This window comes from Enterobacter sp. CC120223-11 (genome assembly GCF_900215375.1).
Lineage (GTDB): Bacteria > Pseudomonadota > Gammaproteobacteria > Enterobacterales > Enterobacteriaceae > Scandinavium.
The window spans coordinates 130,873-147,481 of the sequence record NZ_OBEF01000004.1 but is presented as its reverse complement, the minus strand read 5'-3'; the positions used below and the strand labels follow the sequence as shown (position 1 = coordinate 147,481).

Here is a 16,609-nt window from a genome sequence, read left to right as displayed (position 1 = left end):
TTACTGTTGGTTGTTGTTTTTCAAAGATAAAATGGGTTCAAACATCCACTCCAGCAGCGTTCGTTTATCCAGCAAGATGCTCGCTTCTAGCCGTGCGCCGCTGCGCAGCGCATAGGTTTGGCCATAGGCGTTGACCTCTTCGGATAACGGCTCAGCAATGATGCGATAAAAGGAGGGGTCTTCTGAGAAATCGCTGCTGCGGGAAAGCTCATCCGTTAACTCGCTGAGGGTGAATGTTGAGCGAGAGACAGACGTTATGGTCGCCGGGTACTGGCCAAATTTTTGCCACGGCCATGACTGATAGCGTAATAAAATTTTACTCTCCGGGCGGATGAAACCGATGGAACGCCCCGGCGCATAGAGCCAGGCCACCAGCCGTGAACCGTCTGGTATGATGCTGGCAAGCGATTTATTACCGTCCGTGTACTTACCTTCCCACGCGTTAATGGCCGTTACCGTTCCGGAAACGGGAGCCGTTATGGTTATTTCACGCCGGGTTTCGTTTTCTAAAAGATCCTGTTCAAGCTGGGCCAGCTCGCGCCGCGTCCGTTCGGTGTCAGAATCGGTGCTGTATTTGAGCTTGGTGATTTGCAGCTGCCGCGTCGTTTTTTCCTGTTGGGCGTTGATTATTTCCCGTTCCAGCTCGTCGAGACGTGTATTTTTCTCAATGTATTCTTCGCGAACGCGCTCCTTTTGTTCCAGAGAGATATAGTTCTCGTTGTAGATTTCGCTGTATTTATCCAGGCGCTCTTTGGTGATCGCCACCACCTGCCGAAGATTACGTTTCTGGCTATTCAGTTTCTGTATTGAGGCATCGACGCGAACAAGATTTTGCTGCGCGGTAACAAGTTCGCTGGCGTATTGTCTTTTTATGGCCTCCAGTTCACGCTGCAGTGAACTGACCCGACGTTTAATTTCCTGGCTGACTTTCTCCTGGGTACTCGCCTGTTCTGAATCGACCGTATGTCGCTCGCTGGAAAGGATAAACAGGGTGTCACCCTCCTTGACCCTGGCTCCTTCGGTGACAAAACTTTTGCGAATGATCCCGTACTGAGAGGGATAAATTTTGCTCAATCCCTTATCTGGCGTCAGATATCCACTGATAACGGTGCGGCTGGTGTATGCATAGGTCGAAATAAAAACCAGAATGATGATTAACAGAAAAAGTGAGAAAAATGCACAAATCTTCATATTAAGCGGTGTGGCAATAATAACGCTGCCGTAAGCCTGCTCTTTACCCGCGTTAATAGCTTCCATTCTGAATAGACCAGAAAGTCCCATTCAATTCTCCTGAATATTGCGCTGTGGTTATCTATAGTAATGAAAAATAAAGCCTAAAATGGCATAAGAGCCACGGTGGGGGAAGCGATAATAGCCTGGCTTAACCAGGATACAGAATGGCTTATAAGTCATGAGGCGGATAAATACAGGTTTGTAGCTTTTGACTGGTTTTTCTAAATGCGGAGAAAATTTGTTGATTTTGGCTCTGAGGGATTAAATTGACGTGAATCATCGAAATAACAGCGTGATGCTTAAAGAATCAACTGAGCTGCATGGCGCATGCTGCAATTAAAACCCGCCTGACGGCGGGTTTTGTTCTGATAATGCTGTTACTACCGGACGGTCTTACAATCTACAGCTGGCAGGGTAGGGTTATATGCCATGATAATAAATGCCGTGGCATTTAGTGCAGATTGTCGCTTTTGGTCGCAATTTCTGGTTTATAGGTATCAATTTCTGGGGAGTTCGCGCCGTTACCTTTGCCTAGCAGCGATTGCAAAGAGTCGACAAAACTTCCCCAGCCATTGGTTTTCACGATCTCAATCATTGACGTCAGGCTATCAAGAAATTGAGAAACTGAGGCTGCAATATCACCCTGCGAGCCAACCATACCGCCGCTTACGTGCCCGATCTCGTCTTGAGTCACTTTACGCATTTTTATCTCCTTAGTTATTAACTGAGCATGTTTACTCATAGCAAATGATGGCACTGCTGCATTAAGTCGTTCAATGTCCATAGGCTTAAATAAATCATTGCTTATCAAAATTCGTGAGTAATATATCCCGCATCAAAATACGCTGTGTCTATTGCCTGAATAAGTCTGGCACATCAGCTGCTTTGGTTAAGTGCTTATTTTTGCAAATTGCATATTGGTTTGCTGGTAAAATGTGCTGTAATGTGCCCCGGGAAAATCGGGAGATGTCTTTCCCGGTCATCGTCAGATAAAGGAGTTATCATAAAATATGGAATCGGATTCAGGATGGAGGTGCAATAGTTTTCTCAATGCGGGAATATTCTTTTGGGCATTAATGCTTCTCGCCTGGTGCTTTGAGCGAACGCCCCTCGCCATCGTTTGTCTTATTCTGCTTCCGCTCTCTTTTGTCATTCATTTTCAACAGAAAAGGATTATCGCTATGTTCGGAAAAAAAACGGAAAACAGTAAAAATGAAATGTCCCTGATGATGACTCGTGAGCCGCAGGCTGTGGAGATGCATCAGGAAAGTAAGGCTTCGGCGGGCACGGAAAAGCCTATTAATACCGTGGTGGCGGGTAATACGCGGTTTGACGGTAACCTCAGTGCCAGCGGTCAAATTTACGTTTATGGCAGCGTTCATGGCAACATCGATGCGGCCGAAGGTCTGGTTAAAGTGATGCGCAATGGCATGGTAGAGGGGAACATTCACGCGCGTGAAATTATCATTGACGGGTGTGTGAAGGGACACTGCCAGGCTGAAATCATCGATATTCATGATAATGGTCATGTTGACGGCACGATGGCATACGGTCAGTTATCGATCAAAAAAGGGGGTATTTTTGTGGGCCAGGCCGACTATAAGCAGCCGAATGAATCCATTAAGGTAATTGCGCTTAAAAATGATAAAAGCCCCCCGGTGATTGAAGATGTGAGCCCCCGTTCGGAGAAAAAAAGCGGTTAACGTGTCCGCTTCCTCGTCACAAACAGTTCCCGGTGTGTCCCGGGGAACTGTTTAGCGATCGTATGGAGATTTTTCTCATCGTGCCGAAGAAATATCTCCATACGGCGCAGAAATATCCCGTCTGGAATGTTGTTAACATTGAGGCCAGTAGCGGCTTTTAACGAACACAACTCTATGATGCAGGTGGATATTTTATGTTGAAACGAGCGGGTATAACCGCCCTAAGCGTACTGATGCTGTCAGGCTGCGCCGAAACCCATTCCATAAATAGCGTAGTCACTCCGACAGCGCCGCAAAAGGTGACGAATGAAGCTACGGACAATTCTGCCACGCGCGTACCGGTTTGTCGGAAAGAACTGGAAGTTATCAAAACTTATAGTAAAACTGAATACGACGCATTTTTAGCGGAATACACCAGGGTAGAGCTACAGACGAGCCAGTACGTGCGAGCACGTGAGAATATCAGCCCTGACATTAACGAACTGGCGCTGCCGCGCTATCAGTTTCAGGCCAGGGAACTCTGCTTCCGTATCAAAACGAGGCTGACGCAGCTTATCATCGAGCAGAAGTAAGCCAGGGCCTTACAGGCCCGCATAATAACCTCTGACCAGGGCCATCCAGAGACGCCCTTTCGGGTGATAACGACTTCCATGAACGGAGGTTGTGCGGATACAAAAATCACGATCCTCCGAAGCGCCTTTCTATCTTTACCTTGAAGCAGGCACAGCGCAAAACTCTTCCCAAAAGTCTGACGCAAGCCAACGCTTATAACACTACGGGCATGGAATAGGCTCTCTAACGGCAGACGAACTCGCCCGCTGACGGCGAATCATCGAACCAAATTCGATGCAGGGTCCGGAACCCCAGAAAGCAGAAAACCAGCCCGTAGGCTGGTTTCTTTAAATAGTGGTGCCCGGACTCGGGCTAACGCCGAAGGCGTTTGAACAACGTGCTTTGTCGCGTTGGCCCCGAAGGGGTGAGCCGTTTCGGCGAATCATCGAACCAAGTTCGATGCAGAGTCCAGAACCCCAGAAAGCAAAAACCCGCCTTGTGGGCGGGTTCTTTAAATTAGTGGTGCCCGGACTCGGAATCGAACCAAGGACACGGGGATTTTCAATCCCCTGCTCTACCGACTGAGCTATCCGGGCAACGGGGCGCATTAAACTAGATTCGGCAGGCGTCGTCAATGAAATTTATGCGTTTCGCGACAGAGTGCGCAAACTCTCACCATTTTCACAACAATGCCGACTGTTGTCAGGTTCATTGGTCCTGGTTTTTATGCGTAATAGCTGAATTTATATTGGTTTTATCCGCGCGATTTGGCCTTTTGATGGTGGAAAAGTGCATATAGATTTCATCTTGCGCCTCCTGGTGAAAGGTGTAATCATTGCGCGAATTTTCTCCTTCATACACCGGGGCGCCAGTATGTTTATCGTCAGACATCGTTGCCAGACTCGCTTCGCGCTGCCGCGAAGGCGTTCCCGTATCCTCGCAGAATCTTCTATGCTCACCATGCGGTGAGGCAAACGTACGCTCACTGCAGGACAGCAGTAAAATCAGAGCCTGTCTGCTTTTACTGATGTCTGGCGGTCGGAGCTGGTCACCAGTCAGACCCGGACACATTGTGGGCGTGATAGCTGTCATGCCCGGGCCTTTTACTCTCCCGATTTGGGTAGTCGCGCTTATGAAATCATTGCACATCGCCGCAAGCCACGAGCTTGTCTCCCGTCTTTCCACTCATCGTCGCGTGGTGGCACTGGACAGCACCGACTTTACCGACGTGGCGGCTGTTGTCGTTACCGCAGCTGACAGCCGCAGCGGCATGTTGACCTTACTGAAGCGCACCGGCTTTAATCTGCCGGTATTCCTGTTTTCTGAAACGCCAGGCGATGCGCCCGAGGGCGTAAGTGCCGTGATCGACGGCAGCGTGCAGCAGTGGCTGGAGCTGGAAGCGGCCGCGACGCGCTATGAAGAAACCTTACTGCCGCCGTTCTTCGATACCCTGACGCAGTACGTCGAAATGGGCAACAGCACGTTCGCCTGCCCGGGCCATCAGCACGGCGAGTTCTTTAAGAAGCATCCGGCCGGTCGTCAGTTCTATGATTTCTTCGGCGAGAACATTTTCCGTGCCGATATGTGCAACGCTGATGTGAAACTCGGCGATCTGTTAATCCATGAAGGTGCGGCGAAGCGGGCGCAGAAATTTGCGGCTAAAGTCTTTAACGCAGACAAAACCTGGTTTGTGCTGAACGGCACATCGGCGGCGAATAAAGTGGTGACCAATGCGCTGCTGACCCGCGGAGACCTGGTGTTATTTGACCGCAATAACCACAAATCCAACCATCACGGGGCGTTAATTCAGGCGGGCGCCACGCCTGTCTATCTGGAAGCGGCCCGTAATCCCTTTGGTTTTATCGGCGGGATTGATGAGCACTGCTTTGATGACAAATACCTGCGCGATCTGATTCGTGAGGTGGCTCCGGAGAAGGCCGCAGAAGCACGACCGTTCCGCCTGGCGGTGATTCAGCTTGGCACCTACGACGGCACGATTTACAACGCCCGCCAGGTCGTCGACAAAATCGGTCATCTCTGCGATTACATCCTGTTTGATTCAGCCTGGGTCGGCTATGAGCAGTTTATTCCGATGATGGCGGACTGCTCGCCGCTGCTGCTGGATCTCAATGAGAACGACCCTGGCATTTTTGTGACTCAGTCCGTGCACAAGCAGCAGGCCGGTTTTTCGCAGACCTCGCAGATCCACAAAAAGGATAACCACATCCGTGGGCAAGCACGCTTCTGTCCTTATAAGCGGCTGAATAATGCCTACATGCTGCACGCCTCGACGAGCCCGTTTTACCCGCTGTTTGCCGCGCTGGACGTGAATGCCAAAATTCATGAAGGCGAAAGCGGCCGCCGCCTGTGGGCGGAGTGCGTGGCGGTTGGTATCGAAGCGCGCAAGGCGATTATTGCTAACTGCAAGATGATCCAGCCGTTTATTCCGCCGACGGTGGCGGGGCGTCCGTGGCAGGATCACGCGACAGAGACTATTGCGAAAGAGCGTCGCTTCTTCAGCTTCGGGCCGGGCGACCGCTGGCACGGGTTTGAGGGCTACGCGCAGGACCAGTATTTTGTCGATCCGTGCAAGCTGCTGCTGACCACGCCGGGCATTGATGCCGACAGCGGGGAATACACCGATTTCGGCATCCCGGCGACCATCCTTGCCCACTACCTGCGTGAAAACGGCATCGTGCCGGAGAAGTGCGATCTCAACTCGATCCTGTTCCTGCTGACGCCTGCCGAAAGCACGGAGAAGCTGGCGCGGCTGGTGGCGATGCTTGGCCAGTTCGAACAGCATATCGAGGACGACACGCCGCTTGCCGACGTGCTGCCGACGATTTACAACAAATACCCGGTGCGCTATCGCGACTACACCCTTCGCCAGCTGTGCCAGGAAATGCACGACCTCTACGTCAGCTTTGACGTGAAGGATCTGCAAAAGGCGATGTTCCGCAAGGCGAGCTTCCCGGCGGTGGTGATGAACCCGCAGGACGCCAATATCGAGTTTATTCGCGGCAACGTGGAGCTGGTGCGCCTGAGTGAGGCCGAAGGGCGTATTGCCGCCGAAGGCGCGCTGCCTTACCCGCCGGGCGTGCTGTGCGTGGTGCCGGGAGAAATCTGGGGCGGGGCGGTGCAGCGTTACTTCCTGGCGCTGGAGGAGGGCGTGAACATGCTGCCAGGCTTCTCACCGGAATTGCAGGGCGTTTACAGTGAGAAAGATGCTGACGGCATTAAGCGGCTTTACGGGTATGTTCTGAAGTAATGTAGGATGGCGATGTGTATGCCCGGCAAGCGAAGCGCCGCCGGGCAAGTCAGAGGGACTAGTGCGCAACGGACTGCGGCTGAGTACCTGCCGGAGTGCGGACGTGTTTGTACTTGAACAGCGCCACGAAGGCGAAGGCCAGCACCAGCGAGTAAGCAGCGAAAATCAGCCACACGCTCTTCCAGTCGGTAATGCCGCTGGTGGTGTACATCTCCACCACTTTACCGCTGACAATCCCGCCCAGAATACAGCCGAAGCCGTTGGTCATCATCAGGAACATGCCCTGCGCGCTGGCGCGGATTTCCGGCTTCACTTCTTTTTCCACAAACACCGAGCCTGAGATATTGAAGAAGTCGAAGGCGCAGCCGTAAACAATCATCGACAGAACCAGCAGCACGGTGCCGAACGGCGTCGGGTCACCGTAAGCGAACAGGCCGAAGCGCAGCATCCACGCAAAAATACTGATCAGCATGACGTTCTTAATGCCGTAGCGGCTTAAGAAGAACGGAATGGTCAGAATGAACAACGTTTCGGAGATCTGCGAAATCGACATCATCACCGAGGCGTGCTGCACGATAAAGCTGCCGGAGAACAGCGGATCTTTATCGAAGCTGTGCAGGAAGGTGTTGCCGAACATGTTGGTGATTTGTAGCTCTGCGCCGAGCATCATGGAGAAGATAAAGAAAATCGCCATGCGTTTGTTTTTGAACAGCGCGAAGGCATCGAGGCCGAGCATGCTGCTCCAGCTCTGTTTTTGCTGCTGATTAGAGACCGGAATATGCGGCAGCGTCAGGGTGAACAGTGCCAGCACCAGCGACAGCGCCGCGCCGATGTACAACTGCATATGGCTCAGTTCGAAGCCGGAGAAGCTCACCGCCCACATTGCCATAATAAAGCCGATGGTGCCCCAGATGCGGATTGGCGGGAAGTCGGTGACGATATCCAGCCCCGCAGATTTCAGGCGGTAGTAGGAGATGGTATTGACCAGCCCAAGCGTCGGCATATAGGCCAGCGAGTTGAGCAGAATAATCATAAACATCTCACCTGGCGTGGTGACAGATGCGGCCATAAAGAGCGTGCCTGCGCCGACGAGGTGGCAGAACGCATACACCCATTTGGCGCTGATCCATTTATCCGCCACGATCCCGAGCAGGGTCGGCATCAGCACGGCGGCAATCCCCAGTGAACTATAAACGGCACCAATGGATGCGCCGTCAAATTTGAGCGTGACGAACATATAGGAGCCAAGGGTCGTCAGCCAACTCCCCCAAAGGCAGAACTGCAGGAACGACAGTATTTTAAGCTGCAGCTTAAGGTTCATGTTATTTTCCTCACAAAGTGACTGGTTGCGTGTTGTTATGGGAACATTTATGGGCTGTATTTGATGCGATTCTATCGAGGTGCCCGCTGATTTTTTGTTAAGTCCCACGAATAAATGCAATGTTTATTCTTTTGCAGAGTGGAAAAGTGACGCAAATAACATTTTCGTATGGCGGGTTCGAGGGGAGCGTCTGAGAGCAGGCCCAAAATGGGCCTGTCTGGAGAGAGGAACTTATTTGCGGCGATAGCTTTTCTGCGTGTTGTTCACTTTGTACAGATAGCGACGCGACTCGGCAGAAGGGTGGCGGGTGGTCAGCGTCTGATAGACGTCGCCCGGTGCCATGCTGTTGATAATGTTCGCCGCCTGGACTTTATCGCTGGAGAACACGCGCAGCACGCTGCCCGCGCCGCCGTTGTAGGCGGTGATCACCGCATAGCGGCGCGACGTTGGGTTATCAATGCTGCTCAGATAGACGTTGTTCAGCATCGCCAGATAGGCGGTGCCAGTGTCGATATTGCTGGCCGGGTCGAACAGGAAACTGCGGCTTGGCGTACCGGATTTCCCCTGCGCTTTGTACACGTCTTTCCCGGCGGTGTGCTGCACAACCTGCATCAGACCCAGCGCATCAGAATTGCTGACGGCATACGGGTTGAAGGAGGATTCTGTCTGCATAATTGCCAGGATCAATGACGAGTCCACGCCGTATTTTAGCGACGCCTGGCGCACCATTCCCATGTACTTGTGTGCACGTTTGTCGAGATGGTTTGGCACCAGGTTGATGGTCACGCTGTAGATAATGTGCAGCCCGTTGTTGCGGCTTTTCAGGCGGTTCTGTAACAGCCAGTCGGCGTAGTTTGACGCGCGCCCCTGCCAGCGTATCGGCTGTCCGGTGTTGTCCACTACCTGGCCGTAGAGGAACGGCTCTTTGGAAATCTGAATGTCGTCGGCGTCGGAATAGAGATCGACCGAGCCCGGATCGTCGCCCATCAGCAGCGTTTTGATGATGGTCTGGCGCAGGCGGCCAGTCGGGTCGGTGCCCGCGATAGTTTCAAAGGTGATGGTGCCGGCATCAAAGTTGATGTGGCTGCGGGTGTAATACTGATCAGAATACTTCACGTAGTCCTTCGGTCCGGCGACCAGAACTTCGTTGTATCCCCAGATGTTTTCGATGTTATGGGCGAACTGGCCCATCAGAATGTCAAAACCGTTGGTGTCCTTAACCCAGGCTTCGTTAAAGGGCGTTCCCTTTTTCGAGCCTGAACACGAAATGAGCAACGGCGCAATCAGGGCCAGCGCTAAATATTTTTTCATCATTCCGGGCGTTCGTGTTGTGGTGATAAAAAAGGGCCGTCGGGCCCTTAGTGTTTTTCTGGCGGCGTATAGCCTTCGATATGGACGTCTTTGCCTTCGAACAGGAAGTTCACCATCTCCTGCTCCAGCAGCTTGCGGTGCTCCGGGTTCATCATGCTGAGCTTTTTCTCGTTGATAAGCATCGTCTGCTTATGCTGCCACTGAGCCCAGGCTTCTTTTGAAATTTCGTTATAAATGCGCTTGCCGAGATCGCCCGGGTATAGCTGGAAGTCCTGGCCTTCAGCATCGCGCTGCAGGAAGGTACAAAAAATGGTTCTGCTCATGACTATTCCTCTTTATGTCCGTCGCTCAAACCAGAGCGCCGGTGCGTAACTGCTGTAACAGTCGTTCCACGGGGGCTGCAAGCCCGACGGAAGGCGGCTGGGCTAAGTTATACCAGAGAGCGCTGCCTTCATCCATGCATCCGCCAACGGAGTGCACGCTGAGCCACATTGGCACAATATCCAGGTGGAAATGGCTGAAGGTGTGGCGGAAGGCGGTCTGCTGCTCAAGCTTCTCTGCGTCAATTTGCCGTACCGCGAGCCACTCGCGAAGTTCTTCTTCGGTGGCAAACTGTGGGAAGCAGAACAGGCCGCCCCACAGGCCGCTTGGCGGGCGCTGCAGCAAAAGCACTTCGTCTTCGTGCTGCATAAGCAGGAAATAGCCTGTGCGCTCTGGCAGCGTCTGCTTCGGCTTCTTGCCAGGATACTGCGCCCAGCTGTGGCTGGCATAGGCCTTACAGCCGTTGCTCAGTGGGCAAAGTTCGCATTTCGGTTTTGAACGGGTGCAGACCATCGCGCCTAAATCCATCATCGCCTGATTGAAGCGCTCCACGCCTTTGGCGGGCGTTACGTCTTCGCTGATTTCCCACAGCTTTTTTTCCACTTCTTTCTTGCCCGGCCAGCCGTCCACCGCATAGCAGCGGGCCAGCACACGTTTGACGTTACCGTCGAGAATGGGGAAGTGTTTGCCAAGAGAGAGCGAAAGCACCGCGCCTGCAGTGGAGCGCCCGACGCCGGGCAAATCGGCCACTTCTTCAAACGTTTCCGGGAATTTGCCGTTGTGCAGCGTGGCGACCTGCTGCGCGGCTTTATGCAGATTGCGCGCGCGGGCGTAATAGCCAAGGCCGGTCCATAAATGCAGCACTTCATCGAGCGGTGCATTGGCCAGATCGGTCACGGTCGGGAAGCGCGCCATAAAGCGTTCAAAATAAGGGATAACGGTGGCAACCTGCGTTTGTTGCAACATCACCTCGGAGAGCCATACTTTGTACGGCGTCTTCTCGCTTTGCCATGGCAGGGTCTTACGCCCATATTTGTCGTACCAGTCCAGCACCTGGGCTGAAAATTGTGAGGCTTGCATAGCGACCGTTCCGCTGTATCAGGGACGCAGATTGCAGCACAGCGACACCGGGCTGTAAACCGGATCTTTCCCAGGCTTGCATACTTCGCCTGAGTTTGGATAATGCCCGTTTCCTTCAGCATTCATCAGGTAGACAGATTTTTATGAACAACGACGTCATTTCACCGGAATTTGATGAAAACGGCCGCCCGCTGCGCCGTATTCGTAGCTTTGTCCGCCGTCAGGGCCGCCTGACCAAAGGGCAGCAGCACGCGCTGGACAACTATTGGCCGGTGATGGGCGTTGAGTTCAGCGAAGCCCCTGTCGATTTTGTCGAGCTGTTTGGCCGCGATGCGCCAACCACACTGGAAATCGGCTTTGGTATGGGCGCTTCGCTGGTCACCATGGCGAAGGCGAAACCAGAGCAGAATTTCTTAGGCATTGAAGTGCACTCGCCGGGCGTGGGCGCATGTCTGGCCTCGGCCCATGAAGAGGGCGTGGAAAACCTGCGCGTGATGTGTCACGACGCGGTCGAAGTGCTGCACAAAATGATTCCTGACAATTCTTTAACCATGGTGCAGCTCTTTTTCCCTGACCCGTGGCATAAAGCGCGTCATAATAAGCGCCGTATCGTTCAGGCACCTTTTGCGGAGCTGGTAAAAAGCAAACTGAAGCTCGGCGGCGTCTTCCACATGGCGACCGACTGGGAAGCCTATGCGGAGCACATGCTGGAAGTGATGTCGTCCCTCGATGGGTATAAAAATATCTCCGAGAGCAACGACTACGTACCGCGTCCGGACTCACGTCCGGTGACCAAATTTGAACAGCGTGGCCATCGTCTTGGTCACGGCGTATGGGACTTAATGTTCGAGAGGGTGAAATAATGGCGAAGAACCGTAGCCGTCGTCTGCGTAAGAAAATGCACATCGACGAATTCCAGGAAGTGGGCTTTTCCGTCGCATGGCGTTTCCCGGAAGGCACTGACGTTGAGCAGATCGACAAAACCGTCGACCAGTTCATCGATGAAGTGATCGAGCCAAACAAGCTGGCCTTTGACGGCAGCGGCTATCTGGCATGGGAAGGGCTGGTGTGCCTGCAAGAGACGGGCAAATGCACCGAAGAGCATCAGGCTATCGTGCGTAAATGGCTGGAAGCCAACAAACTCGAAGAGGTACGCACCAGCGAACTTTTCGACGTTTGGTGGGACTAAACAACCATAAGGGGCCAGCAATCGCTGGCCCGTTTTGTCTTTACAGGAGTTTCTATGATGCGCAAAACGCTGTTGGCCGCGGCCCTTACCGTCACCGCCTTTGCCGCTCAGGCGGATTATCAGTGCAGCGTGACCCCAAAGGATGACGTGATCCTCAGCCCGCAAACCGTGCAGGTGAAAGGGGAGAACGGCAATCTGGTGATTACGCCGGATGGCAACGTCATGTTCAACGGCAAGCAGTACACGCTGAACGCCGCCCAGCGCGAACAGGCGAAAGATTACCAGTCTGACCTGCGCAACGCTCTGCCGTGGATTGACGAAGGCGCTCGCTCCCGCGTGGATAAAAGCCGCGTAGCGCTGGATAAAATCATCACCGATCAGGTTGGCGCCAGCAGCAATATGCACGGCCGTTTGACCAAGCTTGATGCGCAGCTGAAAGAGCAGATGAACCGCATCATCGAACATCGAACTGATGGCCTGACGTTCCACTACAAAGGCATCGATCAGGTGCGTGCTGACGGACAGCAGCTGGTGAACCAGGCAATGGGCGGCCTGTTGCAGGACAGCATCAATGAAATGGGTGCCAAAGCGGTCATTAAAGGCGGCGGTAACCCACTTCAGGGCATTTTAGGCAGCATGGGCGGCCTGCAAACCGCCGTTCAGGACGAATGGAAAAACCAGGAAGCTGATTTCCAGAAATTCGGCAAAGATGTCTGTAGCCGCGTAGTGTCCCTGGAAGAGAGTCGTAAAGCGCTGGTGGGGTCGTTGAAGTAAGATTGTGCCGCTTCCCCTCCCCCTAACCCTCTCCCCAAAGGGGCGAGGGAACCGATCGAGCCAGAAGCAACTCTAGTTTTCTCCCTCTCCCTCTCAGGGAGAGGGCCGGGGTGAGGGTAAAAGCCCAACCAAAGCCTCAAGTATTCGTTCCAGCACGGCACTTTCATTCATCCATAAATCATTATTCCAGAATCTCAACACTTCCCATCCATGTTGACGTAACCATTCTGTCCTTCTCAGATCATATGATTGCTGCTCATCATGCTGACCGCCATCCAGTTCGATTGCCAGACGCGCCTGACAGCAGGCAAAATCAAGAATGTAGTTTCCCACCGGATGCTGGCGGCGAAATTTGTAATGAGCAAAACGGCGGCTGCGTAATAAATACCACAGTCGTTGCTCTTCTGGAGTGAGTGTCCGTCTTAGCTGGCGAGCGTAGCCTTCAATTTTTTCCATCCCCCAACCCTGCCAGCAAAAATCACAGCCGTCAGAAAGGGGGAGGAAAACTGGAAGCGTGCTCGTGCTTTCAGGCTTTATTCAGCGAGGAACAGCTCAAGAAGGGAGTTGAGGAACAGTTTGCCGTGTTCGGTGATCTGCCAGTGGGTGTCACTTTCCGTGAGGTAATTCTGTGCGAGCGCTTCGTCAATTTGCGGGCGAATGACCGTTTCCGCAAGGCCGGTGAACGCGGTGAACTCAGCGCGAGGTGCGGCTTCCAGCAGACGGAAGCGGTTCATAAAGAATTCGAACGGTTTGTCTGCCGTTTCTACGTCGTGCTGACGTTCAAGGTAGCGGCCTTCCATGAAACCACGCGGGTGGCGGGTTTTGGCGGTGCGCAGAATGCGCCCGTCGGGGAAGGTGACTTTGCCGTGTGCGCCGCAGCCAATGCCGAGGTAATCGCCAAAGCGCCAGTAGTTCAGATTGTGCTGACACTGGTAGCCCGGTTTGGCATAGGCAGATGTTTCATACTGCTGATAGCCAGCGGCGCTCAATAGCTTATGACCCTGCTCATAGATATCCCACAGCGCATCGTCGTCCGGCAATTTAGGCGGACGCGAGCCGAACAGCGTGTTGGGTTCTATGGTGAGCTGATACCACGACAGATGCGGCGGGTTGAGTTCAATCGCCTGACGCAAATCGTCCAGTGCTTCTTCCAGAGACTGATCCGGCAGGCCGTGCATCAGGTCCAGGTTAAAGCTGCGCAGCCCCAAACCTTCAGCCAGCTTCGCCGCGCGTTTGGCTTCGTCTGAGTCGTGAATGCGGCCGAGACGCTTAAGCTTCGGCTCGCTGAAGCTTTGCACGCCAATCGAAATACGGTTCACGCCCGCTCGCTGGTACTCCACAAAACGATCGGCTTCCACCGTGCCCGGGTTCGCTTCCATCGTGATTTCGGCGTCTGCGGCCAGGTTCAGGCGAGCACGCACGCCGTCGAGCAATGTTTGCATCGCCGGGCCAGAAAGCAGGCTCGGCGTTCCCCCGCCGATAAAAATCGTTTTTACCTCGCGTCCCTGCGCGTACGGCACATCGGCATCCAGGTCGGCCAGCAAATGCTGTACGTAGTCGTCGTGCGGCACTTCGCCCTTCAGCGCGTGCGAATTAAAGTCGCAGTACGGGCATTTCTGCACGCACCAGGGAATATGAATGTAAAGGCTAAGCGGGGGGAGAACGGTCATTAACGCAGTGCTTCCAGTAACAGTTTCAGCGCCTGCCCGCGATGGGAGACGGCAATTTTTTCTTCACGGCTCAGCTCCGCCGCCGTTTTACCGGCTTCGGGAACATAGAAAATCGGATCGTAGCCAAAGCCGCCGTTGCCCGCAGCTTCACGGGTAATCACGCCCGGCCAGCTGCCGTGGCACACCAGCGGCGTTGGGTCTTCTGCATGACGCATATACACCAGCACGCAGTGGAACTGGGCCTGGCGCCGATCGTCGGGCACGTCTTTCAGCGTTAGCAGAAGCTTTTCCAGGTTCTGCTGGTCCGTTGCATCTTCTCCTGAATAACGGGCGGAATAGATGCCCGGTGCGCCACCGAGTACGTCCACGGCCAGGCCTGAGTCATCCGCAATCGCGGGCAAACCAGTGACTTTTGCCGCATGACGCGCTTTGAGGATCGCATTCTCGATAAATGTCAGCCCGGTTTCTTCCACGGACTCGACGTTCAGCTCGGTCTGTGCGACAACGTCGAGACCAAAATCGTTTAACAGCGACGCGAGCTCGCGCACTTTACCGGCGTTACCGGTTGCCAGAACTACTTTTTGCATGGGATGTCCTGCTTGAGGAGCGCTTCAACGCCCGAAGGGATCTGCTGCGGTTGAATGATTTTTACCTGCTTGTGGCGGCCAAGTTCGCCTTTCTCAATTATCACCTGGCTTTTCGCCACGCGAAACTGTTTGGCGAGAAATTTCACCAGGTGGGCATTGGCCTGACCGTCCACCGGCGGTGCGGTGATGGCGACTTTCAGCTCGTCGCCATGCTCGCCTACAATGCTGTCCCGGCTGGCTTTCGGCTGAATGTACAGTCGTAAAACCAGCCCGTCTGCGCTGTGAACAACGGCACTCATAGTGCCATCCACAGCCCCGGCAGCAGCATGTTTCCAGTGGCCTGCAGCAGTTCGGTGATGCCCATATTTGCCACATACAACAGCAGAACGAGGATCATCGGGGAGAAATCAATGCCGCCCATAGAAGGCAGCATGCTGCGAATGGGGCGCAGCAGCGGATCGGCAAGCTGCATCAGCACGAATTCAACCGGGCTGCGGCCACGGCTTACCCAGCTCATGATAGCCATCAGCATCAGCACCCAGAAAATCAGCAGGCCGATGGTTTTCACCAGGATCAGAACCGCCGCAATCCAGATAATCGGCTGGAAGGTGATGACCATAAACAGCACGATAGCTTTCAGTACGCACAGCACAAAGGCGATCAGCAAGGAGGAGCTGTCGAGCGGCCCCATTGCAGGGATCACGCGGCGCAGCGGCCCGACAATCGGCTGAGTGGCTTTCACCACGAACTGCGAAAACGGGTTGTAAAAATCACAGCGGGCCCACTGCATCCAGACGCGGAGCAGCATCACCATGGTGTACAGCTCAATCACCGTCGAAAGCAGGAAAGTCAACGTCTTCATGGCGTTCCTCAGTTTTCCTTATTTATTGTTGTGTGTAATTGCGCGCGCCAAAGATGGCGGTACCGATGCGCACCATCGTGCTACCCGCCGCAATGGCGGCTTCCATATCGTCCGACATGCCAAGCGACAGCGTGTCCACGGTCGGATAGTCTATTTTCAGCCGGGCAAATGCTACCGCCATTTGTTGGGCGACCGCAAACTGCCTTACATAATCTGACTCTGGTGCCGGGATGGCCATCAGCCCGCGCAGGCAGAGGCCGGGCAGGGTCGCCACCGCCTGGGCCAGCGCATCAACCTCTTCAAGCGCAATGCCCGATTTGCTCGACTCATCGCTGATATTGACCTGAATCAGTACGTTCAGCGGCGGCAAATGAGCCGGGCGCTGCTCGCTGAGGCGGCTGGCGATTTTCAGACGATCCACGGTATGACACCAGTCGAAATACTCCGCCACCAGACGGCTTTTGTTCGACTGCAGCGGGCCAATAAAGTGCCACTGCAGGTCGTTTTGTCCCGCCTCCTGAAAATAGCGGACCTTGTCGACGCCTTCCTGAACGTAGTTTTCGCCGAAGGCTCGCTGGCCGGCAGCGACCGCTTCTTCGATGGCGCTCGCAGGTTTTGTTTTGCTCACTGCAAGCAGAGTCACTTCTTCCGGAGCACGGCCGCAAAGGGCGACAGCGGCTGAGATTTTGTCCCTGACCTGTGCCAGGTTATGCGCAATGTCGTTCATTTTCAGGATGA

General features: G+C 53.9%; 19 protein-coding genes and 1 tRNA gene. 6 read left to right on the top strand and 14 right to left on the bottom strand.

What is annotated here, in order from left to right:
* Nucleotides 1-1,281, bottom strand: coding sequence for an HlyD family secretion protein (locus CRO87_RS06520; protein ID WP_097162122.1), 1,281 nt, complete (start codon nucleotides 1,279-1,281; stop codon nucleotides 1-3).
* 403 nt (nucleotides 1,282-1,684) lie between these two features.
* Complete coding sequence (locus CRO87_RS06515; RefSeq protein WP_097162121.1) at nucleotides 1,685-1,936, bottom strand: hypothetical protein; 252 nt, start codon at nucleotides 1,934-1,936, stop codon at nucleotides 1,685-1,687.
* 307 nt (nucleotides 1,937-2,243) lie between these two features.
* On the opposite strand from CRO87_RS06515, the gene CRO87_RS06510 reads away from it, so the two are divergent.
* A complete protein-coding gene (locus CRO87_RS06510; RefSeq protein ID WP_097162120.1) occupies nucleotides 2,244-2,936 on the top strand; it encodes a polymer-forming cytoskeletal protein in 693 nt (230 codons plus the stop codon).
* Nucleotides 2,937-3,130: 194 nt separating this feature from the next.
* Nucleotides 3,131-3,508: a hypothetical protein gene (locus tag CRO87_RS22870; protein WP_255252492.1), complete on the top strand. Its 378-nt coding sequence runs from the start codon at nucleotides 3,131-3,133 to the stop codon at nucleotides 3,506-3,508.
* Nucleotides 3,509-4,008: 500 nt separating this feature from the next.
* Here CRO87_RS22870 and CRO87_RS06500 read toward each other — a convergent pair.
* A tRNA-Phe gene (locus CRO87_RS06500) sits at nucleotides 4,009-4,084 on the bottom strand.
* A 112-nt stretch (nucleotides 4,085-4,196) separates the two neighbouring features.
* A complete protein-coding gene (locus CRO87_RS22510; RefSeq protein WP_141398676.1) occupies nucleotides 4,197-4,580 on the bottom strand; it encodes a hypothetical protein in 384 nt (127 codons plus the stop codon).
* A gap of 40 nt (nucleotides 4,581-4,620) precedes the next feature.
* Between CRO87_RS22510 and CRO87_RS06490 the strand changes: the two genes are divergently transcribed.
* Nucleotides 4,621-6,756, top strand: coding sequence for an ornithine decarboxylase (locus tag CRO87_RS06490; RefSeq protein ID WP_097162118.1), 2,136 nt, complete (start codon nucleotides 4,621-4,623; stop codon nucleotides 6,754-6,756).
* Nucleotides 6,757-6,814: 58 nt separating this feature from the next.
* On the opposite strand, the gene CRO87_RS06485 is transcribed toward CRO87_RS06490, so the two are convergent.
* The 4 genes from CRO87_RS06485 to mutY all read right to left on the bottom strand — a co-directional run bounded on the left by CRO87_RS06485 (nucleotide 6,815) and on the right by mutY (nucleotide 10,789).
* Nucleotides 6,815-8,077, bottom strand: coding sequence for a nucleoside permease (locus tag CRO87_RS06485; protein WP_097162117.1), 1,263 nt, complete (start codon nucleotides 8,075-8,077; stop codon nucleotides 6,815-6,817).
* A gap of 231 nt (nucleotides 8,078-8,308) precedes the next feature.
* Nucleotides 8,309-9,388 (bottom strand): membrane-bound lytic murein transglycosylase MltC, encoded by a 1,080-nt coding sequence (gene mltC / locus CRO87_RS06480; RefSeq protein ID WP_097162282.1) that lies wholly within the window; start codon nucleotides 9,386-9,388, stop codon nucleotides 8,309-8,311.
* 47 nt (nucleotides 9,389-9,435) lie between these two features.
* Nucleotides 9,436-9,711 carry an oxidative damage protection protein gene (locus CRO87_RS06475; RefSeq protein ID WP_097162116.1) on the bottom strand — a complete coding sequence of 92 codons (276 nt, stop codon included), beginning with the start codon at nucleotides 9,709-9,711 and terminating at the stop codon, nucleotides 9,436-9,438.
* A gap of 25 nt (nucleotides 9,712-9,736) precedes the next feature.
* Nucleotides 9,737-10,789 (bottom strand): A/G-specific adenine glycosylase, encoded by a 1,053-nt coding sequence (gene mutY, locus CRO87_RS06470; RefSeq protein WP_097162115.1) that lies wholly within the window; start codon nucleotides 10,787-10,789, stop codon nucleotides 9,737-9,739.
* 143 nt (nucleotides 10,790-10,932) lie between these two features.
* Between mutY and trmB the strand changes: the two genes are divergently transcribed.
* Genes trmB through CRO87_RS06455 form a run of 3 tightly spaced genes read left to right on the top strand, consistent with a single transcriptional unit; the run spans nucleotide 10,933 to nucleotide 12,752 of the window.
* Complete coding sequence (gene trmB, locus CRO87_RS06465; RefSeq protein WP_097162114.1) at nucleotides 10,933-11,652, top strand: tRNA (guanosine(46)-N7)-methyltransferase TrmB; 720 nt, start codon at nucleotides 10,933-10,935, stop codon at nucleotides 11,650-11,652.
* The gene (locus CRO87_RS06460; protein WP_097162113.1) at nucleotides 11,652-11,978 is read left to right on the top strand and encodes a YggL family protein; all 327 of its coding nucleotides are present in this window, start codon (nucleotides 11,652-11,654) and stop codon (nucleotides 11,976-11,978) included. The genes trmB and CRO87_RS06460 overlap by 1 nt, the downstream gene beginning before the upstream one ends.
* Nucleotides 11,979-12,032: 54 nt before the next feature.
* The gene (locus CRO87_RS06455) at nucleotides 12,033-12,752 is read left to right on the top strand and encodes a DUF2884 domain-containing protein (RefSeq protein WP_097162112.1); all 720 of its coding nucleotides are present in this window, start codon (nucleotides 12,033-12,035) and stop codon (nucleotides 12,750-12,752) included.
* 93 nt (nucleotides 12,753-12,845) lie between these two features.
* Here CRO87_RS06455 and CRO87_RS06450 read toward each other — a convergent pair whose 3' ends face one another.
* The 6 genes from CRO87_RS06450 to CRO87_RS06425 form a co-directional block, all read right to left on the bottom strand.
* Nucleotides 12,846-13,208: an endonuclease domain-containing protein gene (locus CRO87_RS06450; protein WP_097162111.1), complete on the bottom strand. Its 363-nt coding sequence runs from the start codon at nucleotides 13,206-13,208 to the stop codon at nucleotides 12,846-12,848.
* 77 nt (nucleotides 13,209-13,285) lie between these two features.
* On the bottom strand, nucleotides 13,286-14,422 hold the full coding sequence (gene hemW, locus CRO87_RS06445) for a radical SAM family heme chaperone HemW (protein WP_097162110.1): 1,137 nt from the start codon (nucleotides 14,420-14,422) through the stop codon (nucleotides 13,286-13,288).
* Complete coding sequence (locus CRO87_RS06440; RefSeq protein ID WP_097162109.1) at nucleotides 14,422-15,009, bottom strand: XTP/dITP diphosphatase; 588 nt, start codon at nucleotides 15,007-15,009, stop codon at nucleotides 14,422-14,424. The genes hemW and CRO87_RS06440 overlap by 1 nt, the downstream gene beginning before the upstream one ends.
* Nucleotides 14,997-15,308, bottom strand: a complete 312-nt coding sequence (gene yggU, locus CRO87_RS06435) for a DUF167 family protein YggU (RefSeq protein ID WP_097162108.1) — start codon at nucleotides 15,306-15,308, stop codon at nucleotides 14,997-14,999. Before yggU ends, CRO87_RS06440 begins: the two co-directional genes overlap by 13 nt.
* The gene (locus CRO87_RS06430) at nucleotides 15,305-15,871 is read right to left on the bottom strand and encodes a YggT family protein (protein WP_097162107.1); all 567 of its coding nucleotides are present in this window, start codon (nucleotides 15,869-15,871) and stop codon (nucleotides 15,305-15,307) included. The genes yggU and CRO87_RS06430 overlap by 4 nt, the downstream gene beginning before the upstream one ends.
* 22 nt (nucleotides 15,872-15,893) lie before the next feature.
* The gene (locus CRO87_RS06425; RefSeq protein WP_097162106.1) at nucleotides 15,894-16,598 is read right to left on the bottom strand and encodes a YggS family pyridoxal phosphate-dependent enzyme; all 705 of its coding nucleotides are present in this window, start codon (nucleotides 16,596-16,598) and stop codon (nucleotides 15,894-15,896) included.
* Nucleotides 16,599-16,609: the final 11 nt, after the last annotated feature.

Bases quoted from the DNA above. Each gene is read 5' to 3' on its own strand.
- CRO87_RS06490 (WP_097162118.1), top strand. From the start codon at position 4,621: ATGAAATCATTGCACATCGCCGCAAGCCACGAGCTTGTCTCCCGTCTT.
- CRO87_RS06510 (WP_097162120.1), top strand. From the start codon at position 2,244: ATGGAATCGGATTCAGGATGGAGGTGCAATAGTTTTCTCAATGCGGGA.
- CRO87_RS06450 (WP_097162111.1), bottom strand. From the start codon at position 13,208: ATGGAAAAAATTGAAGGCTACGCTCGCCAGCTAAGACGGACACTCACT.
- CRO87_RS06440 (WP_097162109.1), bottom strand. From the start codon at position 15,009: ATGCAAAAAGTAGTTCTGGCAACCGGTAACGCCGGTAAAGTGCGCGAG.
- CRO87_RS06520 (WP_097162122.1), bottom strand. From the start codon at position 1,281: ATGGGACTTTCTGGTCTATTCAGAATGGAAGCTATTAACGCGGGTAAA.
- trmB (WP_097162114.1), top strand. From the start codon at position 10,933: ATGAACAACGACGTCATTTCACCGGAATTTGATGAAAACGGCCGCCCG.
- CRO87_RS06455 (WP_097162112.1), top strand. From the start codon at position 12,033: ATGATGCGCAAAACGCTGTTGGCCGCGGCCCTTACCGTCACCGCCTTT.
- CRO87_RS22510 (WP_141398676.1), bottom strand. From the start codon at position 4,580: ATGACAGCTATCACGCCCACAATGTGTCCGGGTCTGACTGGTGACCAG.
- mltC (WP_097162282.1), bottom strand. From the start codon at position 9,388: ATGAAAAAATATTTAGCGCTGGCCCTGATTGCGCCGTTGCTCATTTCG.
- yggU (WP_097162108.1), bottom strand. From the start codon at position 15,308: ATGAGTGCCGTTGTTCACAGCGCAGACGGGCTGGTTTTACGACTGTAC.
- hemW (WP_097162110.1), bottom strand. From the start codon at position 14,422: ATGACCGTTCTCCCCCCGCTTAGCCTTTACATTCATATTCCCTGGTGC.
- CRO87_RS06460 (WP_097162113.1), top strand. From the start codon at position 11,652: ATGGCGAAGAACCGTAGCCGTCGTCTGCGTAAGAAAATGCACATCGAC.
- CRO87_RS06430 (WP_097162107.1), bottom strand. From the start codon at position 15,871: ATGAAGACGTTGACTTTCCTGCTTTCGACGGTGATTGAGCTGTACACC.
- CRO87_RS06425 (WP_097162106.1), bottom strand. From the start codon at position 16,598: ATGAACGACATTGCGCATAACCTGGCACAGGTCAGGGACAAAATCTCA.
- mutY (WP_097162115.1), bottom strand. From the start codon at position 10,789: ATGCAAGCCTCACAATTTTCAGCCCAGGTGCTGGACTGGTACGACAAA.
- CRO87_RS06475 (WP_097162116.1), bottom strand. From the start codon at position 9,711: ATGAGCAGAACCATTTTTTGTACCTTCCTGCAGCGCGATGCTGAAGGC.
- CRO87_RS06515 (WP_097162121.1), bottom strand. From the start codon at position 1,936: ATGCGTAAAGTGACTCAAGACGAGATCGGGCACGTAAGCGGCGGTATG.
- CRO87_RS06485 (WP_097162117.1), bottom strand. From the start codon at position 8,077: ATGAACCTTAAGCTGCAGCTTAAAATACTGTCGTTCCTGCAGTTCTGC.
- CRO87_RS22870 (WP_255252492.1), top strand. From the start codon at position 3,131: ATGTTGAAACGAGCGGGTATAACCGCCCTAAGCGTACTGATGCTGTCA.